This is a genomic window from Mesorhizobium sp. P171375 (genome assembly GCF_057786075.1).
Genome location: NZ_JBYNWF010000001.1, coordinates 863,348 through 879,809, shown reverse-complemented (window position 1 = coordinate 879,809; position 16,462 = coordinate 863,348). Strand labels below are relative to the sequence as shown.

The 16,462-nt window shown below is 62.7% G+C and carries 15 protein-coding genes; 8 read left to right on the top strand and 7 right to left on the bottom strand.

Annotated features, from left to right (window positions below):
• Nucleotides 1-10: 10 nt before the first annotated feature.
• Nucleotides 11-715, bottom strand: a complete 705-nt coding sequence (locus tag ACYHH6_RS04290) for a Tim44/TimA family putative adaptor protein (protein ID WP_112560229.1) — start codon at nucleotides 713-715, stop codon at nucleotides 11-13.
• A 199-nt stretch (nucleotides 716-914) separates the two neighbouring features.
• Between ACYHH6_RS04290 and ACYHH6_RS04285 the strand changes: the two genes are divergently transcribed.
• Both ACYHH6_RS04285 and secB read left to right on the top strand, forming a co-directional pair.
• On the top strand, nucleotides 915-1,415 hold the full coding sequence (locus ACYHH6_RS04285; protein ID WP_112560247.1) for an FxsA family protein: 501 nt from the start codon (nucleotides 915-917) through the stop codon (nucleotides 1,413-1,415).
• Nucleotides 1,416-1,753: 338 nt separating this feature from the next.
• Nucleotides 1,754-2,257, top strand: coding sequence for a protein-export chaperone SecB (gene secB / locus ACYHH6_RS04280; RefSeq protein ID WP_112393905.1), 504 nt, complete (start codon nucleotides 1,754-1,756; stop codon nucleotides 2,255-2,257).
• A 250-nt stretch (nucleotides 2,258-2,507) separates the two neighbouring features.
• Here the strand turns inward: secB and dnaQ are convergent, their stop codons facing one another.
• The 5 genes from dnaQ to ACYHH6_RS04255 form a co-directional block, all read right to left on the bottom strand.
• Complete coding sequence (gene dnaQ / locus ACYHH6_RS04275; protein WP_352583133.1) at nucleotides 2,508-3,212, bottom strand: DNA polymerase III subunit epsilon; 705 nt, start codon at nucleotides 3,210-3,212, stop codon at nucleotides 2,508-2,510.
• 127 nt (nucleotides 3,213-3,339) lie between these two features.
• Nucleotides 3,340-3,924, bottom strand: a complete 585-nt coding sequence (gene coaE / locus ACYHH6_RS04270) for a dephospho-CoA kinase (protein WP_352583135.1) — start codon at nucleotides 3,922-3,924, stop codon at nucleotides 3,340-3,342.
• A 13-nt stretch (nucleotides 3,925-3,937) separates the two neighbouring features.
• Complete coding sequence (locus ACYHH6_RS04265) at nucleotides 3,938-4,765, bottom strand: shikimate dehydrogenase (protein ID WP_352583137.1); 828 nt, start codon at nucleotides 4,763-4,765, stop codon at nucleotides 3,938-3,940.
• Nucleotides 4,758-5,357 (bottom strand): Maf-like protein, encoded by a 600-nt coding sequence (locus tag ACYHH6_RS04260; protein WP_352583139.1) that lies wholly within the window; start codon nucleotides 5,355-5,357, stop codon nucleotides 4,758-4,760. Before ACYHH6_RS04260 ends, ACYHH6_RS04265 begins: the two co-directional genes overlap by 8 nt.
• 282 nt (nucleotides 5,358-5,639) lie before the next feature.
• The gene (locus ACYHH6_RS04255; protein WP_352557921.1) at nucleotides 5,640-6,461 is read right to left on the bottom strand and encodes a pyruvate, water dikinase regulatory protein; all 822 of its coding nucleotides are present in this window, start codon (nucleotides 6,459-6,461) and stop codon (nucleotides 5,640-5,642) included.
• Nucleotides 6,462-6,862: 401 nt separating this feature from the next.
• Between ACYHH6_RS04255 and hemE the strand changes: the two genes are divergently transcribed.
• The 3 genes from hemE (at nucleotide 6,863) to rho (ending at nucleotide 9,872) form a co-directional block, all read left to right on the top strand.
• Nucleotides 6,863-7,894 (top strand): uroporphyrinogen decarboxylase, encoded by a 1,032-nt coding sequence (hemE, locus tag ACYHH6_RS04250; protein WP_352583141.1) that lies wholly within the window; start codon nucleotides 6,863-6,865, stop codon nucleotides 7,892-7,894.
• The gene (hemJ, locus tag ACYHH6_RS04245; protein ID WP_352583143.1) at nucleotides 7,894-8,442 is read left to right on the top strand and encodes a protoporphyrinogen oxidase HemJ; all 549 of its coding nucleotides are present in this window, start codon (nucleotides 7,894-7,896) and stop codon (nucleotides 8,440-8,442) included. Before hemE ends, hemJ begins: the two co-directional genes overlap by 1 nt.
• Nucleotides 8,443-8,606: 164 nt before the next feature.
• Nucleotides 8,607-9,872 (top strand): transcription termination factor Rho, encoded by a 1,266-nt coding sequence (rho, locus tag ACYHH6_RS04240; RefSeq protein WP_112560220.1) that lies wholly within the window; start codon nucleotides 8,607-8,609, stop codon nucleotides 9,870-9,872.
• A 215-nt stretch (nucleotides 9,873-10,087) separates the two neighbouring features.
• On the opposite strand, the gene ACYHH6_RS04235 is transcribed toward rho, so the two are convergent.
• On the bottom strand, nucleotides 10,088-12,106 hold the full coding sequence (locus ACYHH6_RS04235) for a thioredoxin domain-containing protein (RefSeq protein ID WP_352583144.1): 2,019 nt from the start codon (nucleotides 12,104-12,106) through the stop codon (nucleotides 10,088-10,090).
• Between the two features lie 69 nt (nucleotides 12,107-12,175).
• Between ACYHH6_RS04235 and mnmE the strand changes: the two genes are divergently transcribed.
• From mnmE to rsmG, 3 genes are all read left to right on the top strand, one after another.
• Nucleotides 12,176-13,498, top strand: coding sequence for a tRNA uridine-5-carboxymethylaminomethyl(34) synthesis GTPase MnmE (mnmE, locus tag ACYHH6_RS04230; protein WP_352583146.1), 1,323 nt, complete (start codon nucleotides 12,176-12,178; stop codon nucleotides 13,496-13,498).
• Between the two features lie 436 nt (nucleotides 13,499-13,934).
• On the top strand, nucleotides 13,935-15,809 hold the full coding sequence (gene mnmG / locus ACYHH6_RS04225; protein ID WP_352583148.1) for a tRNA uridine-5-carboxymethylaminomethyl(34) synthesis enzyme MnmG: 1,875 nt from the start codon (nucleotides 13,935-13,937) through the stop codon (nucleotides 15,807-15,809).
• Complete coding sequence (rsmG, locus tag ACYHH6_RS04220; RefSeq protein ID WP_352583150.1) at nucleotides 15,806-16,438, top strand: 16S rRNA (guanine(527)-N(7))-methyltransferase RsmG; 633 nt, start codon at nucleotides 15,806-15,808, stop codon at nucleotides 16,436-16,438. Before mnmG ends, rsmG begins: the two co-directional genes overlap by 4 nt.
• Nucleotides 16,439-16,462: the final 24 nt, after the last annotated feature.

Genomic DNA, 16,462 nt, shown 5'->3' with positions numbered 1-16,462 from the left:
TGTCCGGGATTCAGTCTTCTTCCTCAGTGGCGACCAGCTTCCAGTTCGGATCGCGCGAACGTGTGTCGCGGGCAAAGGTCCAGACATCCTTGACCTCGGCCACCGTCTCGGGATCGCCATCGATGACAGCACCCGCCTTGTCGCGGGTCGCCGAAATCAGCTCGCTGACGATGCGCAGCGTGATATGGGCCTCGCCACCCTTCATCTCGGCCGAGACGATGTCGGCCTTGTCGATGCCGACGAAGGAGGACTGGATCTTTTCGGCTTTCGCCTCGCGGTCGCCTATTGCGGCCACGAAACCGTCAAAAACCTCACGCGACAAAAGGTTCTTCAGCGTTTTGCGGTCGCCATCGGCATAGGCCATGACGATCATCTCATAGGCCATCTTGGCGCCGTCGACGAAACCCTTCGGGTCGAAGGACGGATCATTATCCTTGATCGTGCGCAGGCCTTTGTTCAGATCGGTGTCGGGCTTGGCGAAAGCGTCGATGGCCGCATAGGTTTCGGCAGCCGTCTCGCCCGGCAAGCGTTTGCGCGGCAGTGAAACCACATTTTCGGGCTTTTGGGTCGCGTCCTTGTCGTTGCGGCTGGCCGTGTAAGGATCGAAGGGCGGGCGTTCGCTGCCCGTGCGGCGGCCGAGCACGTTGCGCAGCTGGAAAAAGATCACCACTGCGGCAATCAGAAAGAAAATGGTGCCGAAGTCGAAGAATCCCATATCTTTCGCCACTCAATCCCTGACCTGGCCTGGACCGCCGGCCAATCCGGGCCGCGGTCGCATAGCGTTCAACATGCAAAGCATATAGAACGCATGGCGCAATCATTCAAATCAAAGGCAGGCATACCTATCTAACGGCCTCAGTGCCAGCGGCGATTGTACGCCGCCCGGCAAAAACATGGAAACGATCGGTCAAGACTTGCGCATTTCCTTCCTCCCCTTGTTCCTGCTTGCTCTGCCGCTGCTGGAAATCGCCGGTTTCGTCATTGTCGGCCGCGAGGTCGGGGCGCTGGCGACGGTCGGCCTGGTGCTGGCTTCCAGCCTTGCCGGCGTGCTTCTGCTCAGGCACCAGGGTTTTGGCGTCATGGCGCGGGTGCGCGCCGAGATGGCCGGCGGCGGCGACCCAAGCCGCCAACTCGCGCACGGCGCCATGATCGTGGTCGCCGCGATCCTTTTGATCATTCCCGGCTTCATCACCGACATTATCGGCCTGCTTCTGTTCCTGCCGCCGGTGCGTGACCTTGCCTGGAGCAGGCTCAAGGGCCGCATCGTCGTCGCCACTGATTTCACCACCGGTGGTTTCCGCGGCAGGTCGCGCGACAAGGTCATCGATCTCGACGACGGCGACTATTCGCGCGAGGACGATTTCAAGCGCGGCCCCGACCACAACTCGCCCTGGCGGCGGCTGAAGGACGACTGAGGCTGCGCTTCGTCATCCTGGGGCGGACCAAGGCGCGCGAAGCGACGCGCGCAGACCCCAGGATCCATGCCGCGACCTTCGAACGCTGCAACAGTGCAGAATCTGGGGTGTCAGTGGGGTGTCAGGGAGACGATGGCCATTCTGAACCGCCGCGCCCTTCGACCAACGTCACGGCATGGATCCCAGGGTCTCCGCGACGCCGCTGCGCGGCTGCTTCGCCCTGGGATGACGAACGGAGAAGCAAGGCGGCAAACCTTGTCTTGTCATGCCGACCATGCTAGCCAACGCCCGATTTCAATTCGGTCAGCGCTGCTGCCCAGGCAAAAGGATCAAGGCTCATGGCCAGCAAAGATGACGCGCCGGTCGGCGCCGCCAACGGCAACAACGGCGAAACGGCGCAGCCGTCGCTCAACGTGCTCGCCCAGTATGTGAAGGACCTGTCCTTCGAAAGCCCCGGCGCGCCGAACTCGCTGCGCGGCCGCGACAAGGCCCCCGGCATCGCCATCAACGTCAATGTCAACGCCAACCCGCTCTCCGACAAGCAGTTCGACGTCAATCTGACGTTGAACGCCAAGGCGTCCTTCGACCAGGAAGTGCTGTTCAACGTCGAGCTGGTCTATGGCGGTGTCTTCGCCATCTCCGGCTTCCCGCAGGAACACATGCTGCCGATCCTGTTCATCGAATGCCCGCGGCTCCTGTTCCCCTTCGCCCGCCAGATCATCGCCGAAGCCACCCGCAATGGCGGCTTCCCGCCGCTGATGCTCGACCCGATCGATTTCGCGCAGATGTTCCAGCAGAAGCTGGCCGAGGACCAGGCCGCGTCGAAGGTCAAGGTGAGCTGAGGGTTCGCCATTATGGATTGAAAAGCCCGGCCTTGTGCCGGGCTTTTTATTTGAGAGGCCGGCGGGACAGCACCCCTCTGCCTTACCAGGCATCTCCCCCTCAAGGGGGGAGATTGGCCGTCATCGCAACCTTCGCCAATCGACCTTGCAGGAATGGCTGGAGCGGCGAAGCTGCTGATCTCCCCCCTTGAGGGGGAGATGGCCGGCAGGCCAGAGGGGGGTGTGACGGAACGCTACCTACGCAGTCCGCTCACCCTGCCGCCACCTTCAGCCACAGCGCCTTTTCGCCCAGCGTCGCCACCAGTCCCGCGTGCGCGGCGCGTTCAGCCTCGGTCAGGCGCGAGGGAAGGGCGATCGGCCGGGCGGCGATCGAGATGTCGATGTCGGCGACGTCACCGTTGCTATTGACCTGCACCGCCACCGTTTCGAGGATGAGCGCCGCCTGCTTGCCGCCGATGAGCTCGATGTAGACTTCGGCAAGCAGTTCGGAATCGAGCAGCGCGCCGTGCTTGGTGCGGTGGCCGTTGTCGATGCCGTAGCGGCGGCAGAGCGCATCGAGCGAATTGGGACCCATCGGGTGCTTGCGTCGCGCCAGCGCCAGCGTGTCGACGACGCGCCCCGTATCGATGACCGGCTGGCCGAGCCGGCCGAACTCGGTGTTGAGGAAGCCGATATCGAAATTGGCGTTGTGGGCGACGAGCTTGGCGCCGTCGGTAAAGGACAGCCATTCCTCGGCGATTTCGGCAAAGGTCGGCTTGCCGACCAGGTCGGCGGCGCTGATGCCGTGCACGGCCTGCGCCTCGTGATGAACGGCGCGCCCTTGCGGGTTGATGAATTTGTGGAAGGTGCGCCCGGTCGGGAAGCGATTGACCAGTTCGACCCCGCCGAGCTCGATGATGCGGTCGTCACGCATGTCGAGGCCGGTGGTTTCGGTATCGAAGATGATCTCACGCATCGAATCAGCTCCCTCCTAAGCAAGCAGAATCATACGAGGGAATAAAATGGCAATGGGCTATGCCTGACAGCCTGCCGTCAGGAGGCTGGCCCGACCACTTATCCCCCGGGAGTTCTGCCCGAACAGTTCATCGCGCGGAGAGTTCGGCAATGATGGCGTCGACAGCGGCGCGGGCCGCGTCCATCCCTTCGCCGGTGTCGATGACGAAATCGGCCAGCCGGCGTTTTTCGGCGTCAGGCACCTGCTTGGCCAGGATTGCCACCAGCTTTTCCTCACTCATGCCGGGCCGCGCCAGCACGCGGGCGCGCTGAACCTCCGCCGGCGCGGTGACGACGACGACCTTGTCGACGCGGTTGCGGCCGCCGGTTTCGAACAGCAGCGGAATGTCGAGCACGATCAGCGGCGCGCCGGCGTCGCGGTGTCTTGCCAGAAAGGCATCGGCGTCGGCGCGGACCAGCGGGTGGATGATTGTCTCCAATGTCTTCAGTGCGGCGGCGTCACCCAGCACCCGCGCGCCTAATTTCGCACGATCTACGACGCCGGACACGGTGGTGCCGGGAAAGGCTGCTTCGACCAAGGGCGCGGCCTTGCCGGAATAAAGCCGGTGCACGGTCTCGTCGGAATCATGCACTGGCACGCCGGCGTCGGCGAACATCTTCGCCGTCGTCGACTTGCCCATGCCGATCGATCCGGTAAGGCCGAGCACGATCATGTCTTGGCGTCCATCATTTGCCGACGATGTCGGCGACGATCGTCTGCCGCAATTCGGCAGTGACCTCCGGCTTCTGGCCGAACCAGCGCTCGAAGCCGGGCACGGCCTGGTGCAGCAGCATGCCGAGCCCGTCGACGGTCTTCAGATTTCTCGCGCGGGCGGCGGCGAGAAGCGGCGTCTCGAGCGGCACATAGACAATGTCGGCGACAATGGCGTGGCCAGGCAGGCCTGCCGGATCGGCGGCGAGCGTGGCATCGCCATGCATGCCGAGCGCCGTGGTGTTGACGAGCAGACCGGAATCGGCAAGCAGGTCGCCGACCGCGCCATGCGCCGTGACGCCGGCGCCGAAGCGGTCTGCCAGTTCCTGCGCCCGCGCCAAAGTGCGATTGACGATGCGAATATCCCTGACGCCACGCACCTTCAGCGCGTGGATGACCGCGCGCGAGGCGCCACCGGCGCCGAGCACCACGGCCGGGCCGTTCCTGTCCCAACCCGGAGTATACTCGTCGAGATTGCCGGCAAAGCCGATCCAGTCCGAATTGCCGCCCCACAGCAGGCCGTCTTCCAGCCACAGCATATTGACGGCGCCGATCATGTCAGCCGCTTCGTCGCGGCGCTCGACCCGGGCGAAGGCGACTTCCTTGTGCGGGATGGTGACGTTGCCGCCCTGGTAGCCGTTGGCCTGCAGCGATGTGAGGAATGCGGGAAAATCGGCCGGCGCGACATCGATGGCGCGGTAGCTGCCGTCGATGCCGTATATCTTCAGCCAGTAGCCGTGAATCTTCGGCGAACGCGAATGCGCGATCGGGTGGCCGGTGACGAAAGCTTTTCTCTCAACCATCGATGGCTCCGAGCGCGCGCAATTCCTTGAGCACCGGCAAGAGCGGCAGGCCGACAATGGTGAAATAGTCGCCTTCGATCTTTTCGAACAGCTGGATGCCTTCGCCCTCGATCTGGTAGGCGCCGACGCTAGAGAGCGCCTTGGCGCCGACGCGGGCCAAATGCCGGCCGATGAAAGCAGGATCGAGCTTGCGCATGGTCAGGCTGGCGATGCCGACATGGCGCCACAGCACCTTGCCGTCGCGGCACAGCACCACGGCGCTGTTCAATTGATGGGTCTTACCGGACAGCGCCAAGAGATGGCGGCGGGCGCCTTCCATGTCGGCCGGCTTGTGGAACACTTCATCTCCCAGTGACAAAGTCTGGTCGCAGCCGAGCACCAGCGCCCCCGGTCTGCGCTCGCTGACTTCGGTGGCCTTGGCCTCGGCGAGGATCAGGGCGACATCTTCCGGCGACACGCCGCTATCCTGCAGCGGCGCCTCGAGCGCGCGTTCATCGACATCGGCCGGGACGGCTTCGATGTCGAGCCCGGCAGTGACGAGCATTGCTTTGCGGAACGGACTGCCGGAAGCGAGGATGATTTTTTCGGTCATTTTAGCACTCGGCGCAGATACAGGGACGGTTGGAGTATCGGGCGTTAATCCGCAACGTTGACGCCGCCCCTCATTGTCCTGCCGGACATTTCTCCCCGTATAGTGACGGGGAGAAAGGGCAGCTTCGGTCCACGCGCCACCTCTTGCCACGCTGGTGATTGGCGAAACCATCGAAGGCAGCGCCCCTCTCCCCGTCACTATACGGGGAGAGGATGCCGGCAGGCAGGTGAGGGGCAGCGCCGAACCTCCGCTAAGAAGAGCGGCAAAGTCATCTCCGCTCAATTACCTATTCTTCCCCCGCAGGGCAACAATGGCCGCTGCCGTCTCCTCGATCGAGCGGCGGCTGACGTCGATCATCGGCCAGTTATGGCGGGTGCAGATCTGGCGGGCATAGGCGAGCTCTTCGGTGATCAAGGCGCGGTCGACATAATCGGTCGCTTCGTAGGTGCTGCTGTTGCCGAGCACGCGGTTTTGCCGGACATGCGAGATGCGTTCGGCGGTGGCGATCAGGCCGACGATCAGCGGCTTGCTGGCGGCGACCAGGCTTTCCGGCACCGGCACGCCGAGCACGATCGGGATGTTGGCGGTCTTGATGCCGCGATTGGCGAGATAGATGCTGGTCGGCGTCTTCGATGTCCTGGAAATGCCGATCAGAACGATGTCGGCATCATCCATATTGGCCGGCAGCTGGCCGTCATCATGCTCCATAGTGAAGTTGAGCGCATCGATGCGTCGGAAATAGTCGGCGTCGAGCACATGCTGGGCGCCGACGCGGCGGCCGGCCGGGGTGCCGAGATAGGACTGGAAGACGGTCAGCACCGGCTCCAGCACCGAGACGCAGGGCAGGCCCATCGCAGCGCAACGCTCGTCAATGCCGCGCGCCAGCTTCTGGTCGACGACGGTGTAGAGGATGATGCCCGGTTCCTCCTCAATGTCCTCGAACACTTTCGCCACCTGCTTCTCGGTGCGGATGAGCGGATAGATGTGCTCAATGGCGCGCGCATCCTTGTATTGCGCCGAGGCTGCCCGGCCGGCCGCCAGCAGCGTTTCGCCGGTGGCGTCGGAAATCAGGTGCAGGTGGAAGAAGCTCTGGGGTTTGTTCACAGGGGGCACCTGGGGCTGTGGGCTGGTGTGGATAAACAGGGACCGGAAAGGCGACCGGCTGGAGGCGACTGTATCAGAAGGCAGGTTGTCCACAATTCGATGCGCTGTCGGCTTCGTCGGGCGGTTGGGGACAAATCTGGGGACGGGGATTCTTGCCAGCGCTTCGTCCACAGAGCCCGTTTTGCACGGCTGGCGTCAAGCCCTTGACTCCAGTGATGGAATCCCGGTCATCCACACTCTCCGCCAATCCCAGGGAAGAAGCACGCGACAATATGCTGGCTGGCCTTTTCCAGGGCGAAGCGGGACAGGTGACAACCACCACAACCAACAGACTCTTAGAATCAGAAGATTCTAGAAATAGACTATTTAATTATAGAGAAGGCAGGGGAAGAGAGCGCTCAATGCCCGAGAACCGCATCATGCTGGACGTGCTGAGAGGCAAGGCAGCGTTTCCGCCGCCGCTCTGGATGATGCGTCAGGCCGGGCGTTATCTGCCGGAATATCGCGAGACAAGAAAGCGTGCCGGATCGTTCCTCGATCTCTGCTACAATCCAGACCTCGCCGTTGAAGTGACGCTACAGCCGATCGAACGCTTCGGCTTCGATGCCTCGATCCTGTTCTCGGATATCTTGGTCGTGCCGCATGCGCTGGGCCGCGATGTGCGCTTCGAAGAAGGCCGCGGACCGCTGCTGACGCCGATCAACGCGGCCGAGATTTCTCAGCTCAACAGCGAAACGTTTCACGTGAATCTCGAACCGGTCTACGAGACGGTTCGCCGATTGCGGGCAAAACTGCCTGACGAGACGACATTGATCGGCTTCTGCGGCGCCCCGTGGACAGTGGCGACCTATATGATCGCCGGCCATGGCACGCCTGACCAGGCGCCGGCCAGGCTGTTTGCCTATCGCGAGCCGGTCGCGTTCCAACAGCTCCTGAAAGTTTTGGCTGATCATTCGGCGGCCTATCTGATCCGCCAGATCGAGGCCGGTGCCGACGTGGTGCAGATTTTCGATTCCTGGTCCGGCGTGCTCGACGATGCGTCATTCGACCTCTTATGCGTTGCGCCGGTGGCTGAGATCGTCCGCCAGGTAAAGGCAGTCCACCCGGACGTCCCGATCATCGGTTTTCCCAAAGGCGCCGGTGCTCGCTACCAGAGCTATCGACAGAAGACTGGCGTAACAGGGCTGGGGATCGACTGGACCGTACCCCTGGCAGCAGCGAAGGCATTGCAGGCCGGTGGCGCCGTGCAAGGCAACCTCGATCCCTTGCGGCTCGTGGCTGGCGGCAAAGCCCTGTCCGATGGCGTCGATGCGATCCTGAAGACGCTGGGCGACGGACCGCTGATCTTCAATCTCGGCCACGGCATCACGCCGGAGACGCCGGTGGCGCATGTCGAGGCAATGGTGAAGCAGGTGCGGAGCGCGACACGCTGATGGCTCAGTCGAACGATACGGGCAACGCTGCCGGGAGCACGGGTCAGGCAATGGTGCGCATGACCGTTGGCATCGGAGTGCTGGTAGCTCTCACCGCACTTTTGGTTTTCTTCGCGCCCGAGGGTTTTTATCCCTGGGCGAAGGCGATCCATATCCTCGCCGTCATCTCCTGGATGGCGGGCATGCTCTATCTGCCGCGGCTACTGGTCTATCACGCCGATGCCGAGAAAGGTTCGGTTCAGTCTGAAACCTTCAAGGTGATGGAGCGGCGCCTGCTGCGCGGCATCATCAATCCGGCCATGGTCATCACCTGGGTGTTCGGCCTGTGGATGGCCTGGAAGATATTTGGTTTCCATGGCGGTTGGCTGCACGCCAAGATCGGCTTGGTGCTTCTGTTGTCCGGCGTGCATGGGTATCTGGCGGGCGCCGTGCGCAAATTCGCCGAGGATCGCAACGAAAAACCGGCCAGGCACTGGCGGATCGTCAACGAGATCCCCACATTGCTGATGATCGCCATTGTGATCCTGGTTGTCGTCAAGCCGTTTTAGACCTCTTTTGGTTCCGCAAAAGGCGGCTTGCTCTTTCAAACGACCGACGATACAAGACGGGTCTTCCTTCCCGTCATGCGCCGCCCATTTCGCTTTTCGGCCGCGCCCGGCATTTGTCGCATCCAGCCGATATTTCCCTCAAAAAGCCTACTCAGAGTCCGTCTATGCAAGAAATGAAACTCGCAGAGTTCAAGAACAAGAAACCGCCAGAGCTGATCGCCTATGCCGAATCGCTCGAGGTGGAAAACGCCAGCGTCATGCGCAAGCAGGAGCTGATGTTTGCCATCCTGAAGAAACTGGCCGCCCAGGAAATCGAGATCATCGGTGACGGTGTGGTCGAGGTGTTGCAGGACGGTTTCGGTTTCCTGCGCTCCGCCAACGCCAACTACCTGCCGGGTCCCGACGATATCTACATCTCGCCCTCGCAGATCCGCCGCTTCTCGCTGAAGACCGGCGACACCGTCGAAGGGCCGATCCGCAGCCCGAAAGAGGGCGAGCGCTATTTCGCCCTGCTCAAGGTCAACACCATCAATTTCGACGATCCCGAAAAGATCCGCCACAAGATCCACTTCGACAATCTGACGCCGCTTTATCCGACCAAGCGGCTGAAGATGGAGATCGACAATCCGACCAGCAAGGACATCTCGCCGCGCGTCATCGACCTGGTGGCGCCGATCGGCAAGGGACAGCGCGCGCTGATCAACGCGCAGCCGCGCACCGGTAAAACCGTGCTGATGCAGAACATCGCGCATTCGATCACCGCCAACCATCCGGAATGCTATCTGATCGTGCTTCTGATCGACGAGCGCCCCGAGGAAGTGACCGACATGCAGCGCTCGGTGAAGGGCGAGGTGATCTCCTCGACCTTCGACGAACCGGCGGTGCGCCACGTCCAGGTCGCCGAAATGGTCATTGAGAAGGCCAAGCGCCTGGTCGAGCATGGCCGCGATGTCGTCATCCTGCTCGATTCGATCACCCGCCTCGGCCGCGCCTACAACACCGTGGTGCCGTCATCCGGCAAGGTGCTGACCGGCGGTGTCGACGCCAATGCGCTGCAGCGGCCGAAGCGCTTCTTCGGTGCGGCGCGCAACATCGAGGAAGGCGGCTCGCTGACCATCATCGCCACCGCGCTGATCGACACCGGCAGCCGCATGGACGAAGTCATCTTCGAAGAGTTCAAGGGCACCGGCAATTGCGAAATCCAGCTCGACCGCAAGGTCGCCGACAAGCGCATCTATCCGGCCATGGACATTCTGAAGTCCGGCACCCGCAAGGAAGACCTGCTGGTCTCCAAGCAGGATCTGCAGAAGATCTTCGTGCTCCGCCGCATCCTGGCGCCGATGGGAACCACCGACGCGATCGAGTTCCTCATCGACAAGCTGAAGCAGACCAAGACGAATGCGGATTTCTTCGATTCGATGAATACGTAAAAACGGTCCAGTCCGGTCCAAACACTGAAGCCCCATTCCGGGAAATCGGGATGGGGCTTTTCTTTGACAGGCGACAGGTCGCATTCCCGATACGGAGTGGGCATAGGTGGCAACCGATACAGTGGTCGCCGGCAAGGATTTGCTGTTCAGGCCGCGGTCGCCATCCATTGATGCAACGCCGCTCCCTTAGGCCTTGGACGGCAAGACCGGCTGAGCTACTGGCGGCGCAGGAGCTGTTCGAGTTCCTGCGGATCCGTCACCACTGGCAGGCAGACTTGGCCGGTGCACAGCCAGGCGCCCGGTCGGTCGGTTGGTGGCAGGATACCGCCCGGCAAAGTCGGTCGATTCGCCTCCGTTCCGATTGCCACAACGATATCGATCCGACGGGGGTCAGGATTCCGATTCGCAACCGGAACGAGGCTTGGGCTCTCTGGGGTATCGACCAATACCAGCTTCAGCGGTTCAAGCGCCAGGGCACAGACGTTGACGATGCCGGCCTGGCCGTAGGACTGGTGCCCTGCCCGGCCCATGGCGTGTTCGGCGACGCGCCATGCTTTCTCCTGCAAAACGAGATCGCCGGTAACCGAGGCCAGCCGAACCAGCGCCTCGATAATCTGGCTGGTGGCCGAAGAAATCGCTTCATCGACATCGCCGCGGATGCGGATCGGCACGTCGGTGCTGTCGGACGCCGTCAGATAGTAGCCAGTCTGATCGCCATCCTGATGCCAGCGATCCAGCTGGTCGATGAATTGCCTGGCCTGGTCGATGTAGCCCGGATCGCCCGTGGCTTCGAACAGCGAGATCGCCGCGTTGGTCATCGCGGCATGATCGCTGGACAGCGCCGGAAACAGTTTCTTGGCGCCGAGCATGGAGTGCGGCAAGCGGCCGTCATGACCGGCATCGGCAATGTGGGCGAAAGCCTTTGCTGCGGCGTCGATCCAGTCCCGCCGGTTCAGCGAGCGGCCGGCTTCGGCGAGGGCCGCGATCATCAGGCCGTTCCAGTCGGTCAGCGCCTTGCCGTCCCTGCCCGGACGGACACGCTGCTCCCGTGCTGCCAGCAGCTGTTCCTTCAATGCGACCAGTACGTCCCGGTCAGGCACGCTTTGGCTTTGCTGTGCGTCCGTCTGGTGGATGATCGGCTTGCCTTCCCAGCCATGCGGACTGGACAGCGTGAAATATTTGAAAAACAAGGTCGAATCGTCTGCGAGAACAGTTTCGATCTCTTGCCTGTTCCAGGTATAGAAAAGCCCCTCCTCGCCGTCGCTGTCGGCATCGAGGCTGGCGGCGAAGGCGCCGCCGTCGACGCGCATTTCGCGCAGCAGCCAGGCGACCGTGTCTTCGATTCGTATCCGGAACAAATCGTTGCCGGTCGCGGCATAGGCCCAGTTGCACAGGCGGATCAGCTGCGCATTGTCGTAGAGCATTTTCTCGAAATGCGGCACCAGCCACTCGGCATCGGTGGAATAGCGGCTCAGCCCGCCGCCGACATGATCGTAAATGCCGCCGGCCAGCATCTTTTCCAGGCTGATGAGAACGGCGTCGCGATGCGACGCGACGCCGTCGCGCAGCCAGGACAGCCACAGCGTGTGCATGAACGGCGCGTTGGGAAACTTCGGCGCGCCGCTTAAGCCGCCGAGATCGCGGTCGATCATGCCGTCGATGCGGCCGGCGAGATCGCTGAGCGTCGCTTTGTCGAGCAGGGCCTTGGCGTGAACGCCGGCCAGGCGCGCCTCGACATGGCCGATCAGGCCGTCGGCGCTCTGGTCCAGGCTTTGCCGCTTCTCGCGCCAGGCCTTGTCGACTGCTTCCATCACCTGGATGAAGCCCGGGCGGCCATAACGCGGCTCGCGCGGGAAATAAGTGCCGCCCCAGAACGGCTTGCCGTCGGGGTTGAGGAACATTGTCAGCGGCCAGCCGCCCTGCTCGCCCATTGACGACAGAGCGGCCATATAGATCTGGTCGATGTCCGGCCGCTCCTCGCGATCGACCTTGATATTGACGAACAGCCGGTTCATGACGGCGGCGACTTGGTCGTTTTCGAAACTTTCATGCGCCATGACATGGCACCAGTGGCAGGCGGCGTAGCCGATCGAGAGCAGGATTGGCCGCTGCAAGGCCTTGGCTTCGGCCAGTGCCGCCGGCGACCAGGCCCGCCAATGCACCGGATTGCCGCTGTGCTGCTGCAGATAGGGGCTGGCTTCTTCGGCAAGCAGGTTTTGCGCAGGCAAGGTCACGGGCGGGCAAGCTCGGTTTGGCGGTGTCGGGATGGATTTCAAGCTAGGGCGATTGGCTAGAGCGGGCAAATGATTTCAGACGATTCGATAGTTGCGCTGTCCAGCGGCCGCCTCCCCGCCGGCATCGCTGTCATTCGCATTTCCGGGCCGAAGACTCGATTCGTTATCGAAACGATTGCCGGCGGCATGGTTAAGGACCGTGTTGCCGCCCTGCGCAAGCTCCGGGCGGACGACGGATCGCTTATCGACAACGGCCTGGTGCTGTTCTTTCCTGGGCCGGCCAGTTTTACCGGCGAAGATGTCGCCGAATTCCACGTCCATGGCGGCCGCGCTGTCGCCGGCAGGATGCTGGAGACCATGGCCGGTTTTGATGGCGTCCGGCATGCCGAGCCGGGCGAATTCACGCGCCGCGCCTTTCTCAACGGCAAGCTCGATCTGGTCGAGACCGAGGCGCTGGCCGATCTGGTCAACGCCGAAACCGAAGCGCAGCGCCGCTTTGCGGTGCAGAATGCCGAGGGCGCGCAAAGCGCGCTCTATCTCGGATGGCGCCGGCGGCTAATTCATGCACGGGCAATGATTGAGGCCGAGATCGACTTCTCTGACGAGGAGGACGTCCCCGGGTCCGTTTCGGATACGGTCTGGTCGGATGTCCGGGCGATGATTGATGAGATCAGCCGCCATATCGACGGTTTCCATGCCGCGGAAATCATTCGCGACGGTTTCGAGGTCGTCATCCTCGGCGCGCCGAATGCCGGTAAGTCCAGTCTGTTCAATGCGCTGGCCCGGCGTGAGGCCGCGATCGTCACCGATGAACCGGGCACGACGCGGGATTTGCTTGAGGTGGTGCTGGACCTCAACGGCGTGCGGGTAAGGGTAACCGACACGGCTGGCCTGCGCGAAGCGCCGGGCAAGGTCGAAGCCATCGGCATCGAGAAGGCACGCGCCAAGGCGCAGGCGGCGGACCTGATGTTGCTGCTGGAAGATCTGGCGAACCCGGTCGCGATCGGTGACATCCCGGCCGACATCCCGGCTTTGAGGGTCGGCTCCAAGGTCGACCTGCAGAAGGGCGCGCCACCGTCGGGTGCCTATGACGCGTTGATATCGACGGTGGAAGGCACGGGGTTAGCCGAACTGCTGGCGGAGATCGGTGCGCGCGCGGCCGCCGCGATCGGCGATGCCGGTGACATCCTGCCGTCACGATTGCGGCATGTGGAGTTGCTCAGCGAGACCAAGCGCTTTCTGACCTCGGCTTTGTCGGGGCAAGAGCGCGGCCAGGAACTGCGGGCGGAAGAGCTACGCCTTGCCGCGGACCGACTAGGTCGCATCGTCGGTGCGGTCGATGTCGAGGATTTGCTCGACGTGATCTTCTCGCAGTTCTGCATTGGAAAGTGACTCACGTGAAACAGTGCGCTGCTGCGCAAGGGTGATTCACGTGAAACATGGCCACCGGGTCGTTTCACGTGAAACATGCACTCACCGTCTCCGGAAGTATGCGCCGCCCCTCATTGTCCTGCCGGACTTTTCTCCCCGTAAGGTGACGGGAGTAAGATGATGTCATCGACGGTTTCGCTATCCTGCCAACGTGGAGGTTTGGCGCCGACGCGGAAGCCCATCCTTCCTCCCCGTTATTATACGGGGGAAGGTGCCGGCAGGCGGATGAGGGGCAGCGCAGTCCAAAAGTGGTTATCCACCAAGGCTTTGATTCACGTGAAACACGCGCGAGCGTAGTACTTTCGTGCGACCTCACGTCAAACGGTAGCCCTGCCATCCTTGACAGCGCCGCCTCGCAGGGACATGTGTCGGGCAATCTCTGAATCTGGAACGGAAAATGATCGATCACTATGATGTGGTTGTGGTGGGCGGCGGCCATGCCGGGTGCGAGGCGGCGAGCGCTGCTGCGCGTGCCGGCGCCAGGACGGCGCTGATCACGCTGCGCGTCGACACGATCGGCGTCATGTCTTGCAATCCCGCGATCGGCGGGCTCGGCAAGGGCCATCTGGTGCGCGAGATCGACGCCATGGACGGGCTGATGGGTCGGGTTGCGGACGCGGCGGGCATCCAGTTTCGGCTGCTCAACCGGCGCAAAGGCCCTGCCGTCCGCGGGCCGCGCACCCAGGCGGACCGCAAGCTTTATCGGCTGGCCATGCAGGAAGCGATTCGGCAGCAGAACGATCTCGACGTCGTCGAGGGCGAGGTTCTGGATTTTGAGATCGAAGAAGGACGTATCGCCGCCGTGCTGCTGGCCGACGGGCGGCGACTGGTCTGTGGCGCCGTCGTGCTGACCACCGGGACCTTCCTGCGCGGGCTTATCCATATTGGCGAGAAGAAAATCGTCGCCGGTCGCATGAACGAGCAGGCGAGCCTTGGCCTGTCGGCAACGATGAGCCGCGCGGGATTTGCGCTCGGTCGACTGAAGACCGGCACACCGCCGCGGCTCGATGGCCGCACCATTGATTGGGAGTCGCTGGAAAGCCAGGCGGCGGATGAGCATCCCTCGCCGTTCTCGCTGCTGACTGATACGATCAAGAATCCGCAGATCCATTGCGGCATCACCCGCACGACGCCCGCCACCCACGACCTCATCCGCGCCAATCTCGGCCGCTCGGCCATGTATTCCGGCTCGATCGAAGGGGTCGGTCCGCGTTATTGCCCGTCGATTGAGGACAAGATCGTCAAGTTCGGCGATCGCGAGGGTCACCAGATCTTCCTTGAGCCGGAAGGCCTCGACGACGACACCGTCTACCCCAATGGCATTTCGACTTCCCTGCCCGAGGATGTGCAGCTCGACATTCTGAAGACCATCCCCGGCCTGGAGCGGGCGACCATGCTGCAGCCGGGCTATGCCATCGAATATGATCATGTCGATCCGCGCGAGCTCGAGCCGACGTTGGAGACCAAGCGCATCGCCGGCCTGTTCCTGGCCGGGCAGATCAACGGCACCACCGGCTATGAAGAAGCCGGCGCGCAAGGCTTGCTCGCCGGGCTGAATGCCGCGCGCAAGGCTTCGGCCGGCGAGCAGATCGTGCTTAGCCGCACCGAAGCCTATATCGGGGTGATGGTCGACGATTTGACCAGCCGCGGCATTGCCGAACCCTACCGCATGTTTACGTCGCGGGCTGAGTTCCGGCTGTCGCTGCGCGCCGACAATGCTGACGAGCGCCTGACGCCGCTGGCGACGAAGCTTGGAATTGTATCGCAGGAGCGAACGCAGCGGTTCAACCAAGTCACCGTTGACCTTGAGAAGGCGCGCGAACTGGCGGTTGCTACGACGATGACGCCCAATGAAGCGGCGCGTCACGGGCTGGAGGTCAACAGAGACGGTGTGCGCCGCTCCGCCTATGAGTTGCTGGCCTATCCAGGCGTGGATGTTGCCTGGTTGACCCGCGTCGCACCGGCATTCGGCGCCATCGACGCCAAGACCGCAGAGCGGCTCGAAACGGAAGCGAAATATTCGGTTTACCTCGATCGTCAGCAGGCTGATGTCGCGCAGATCCGGCACGAGGAAAGCCGGCTGATTCCTACCTCTGTCGATTTTGCAGATGTTCCAGGACTTTCTAATGAGCTGAAGCAGAAGATGCGGACGCGGCGGCCGCGCTCGATTGCGGATGCACAGCGCATGGAGGGCATGACGCCGGCGGCGCTGGCGATCATCGTCGCGCATGTCCGCAATGCCGAATCGGCTGCGCAAAGGGCCGTTGCGTGAGCGCTGCCTCATGGACGAGCCTGCAGGAAGCAGCGGGACCGGTTTCACGTGAAACATTCGAACGTCTGGTGGCGTTCCAACATCTGTTCCTGAAATGGAACCGCAGCATCAACCTTGCCGCGCCATCGACGCTGGACGATGTCTGGGGCCGCCATATCCTGGACAGCGCGCAGCTGGCGCGAATCGCACCTGAGGCAAAACGCTGGGCCGATCTCGGTTCGGGCGGCGGTTTTCCGGGCCTGGTGCTGGCTTTCCTGTTGGTCGAACGGGACGGGGCGTCGATCGATCTGGTCGAGAGCAACCGCAAGAAAGCATCGTTCCTGCAGGCGGTGATCGGCCAGTTCGGTTTGCCGGCTCGCGTGGTCGCCCGGCGCATCGACGACAGCTATGCTCTTGTTTCCACGCCGGAAATTGTCACAGCGCGGGCGCTTGCCGCCCTACCCGCCCTACTCGATTTGTCGGCGCCATGGCTGACCAAGGGGTCGAGGGCGCTGTTCCACAAAGGCCGGGATTACCGCGCCGAAGTGGAAGAAAGCACTCACCGCTGGGCCTTCGATCTGGTAGAACATCCGAGCATGACCGACGCCCATGGCGTCATCCTCGAAGTGACCGATCTGCGGGCTGCGTAGGCTTCCCTTCGCAACCGGTTGACG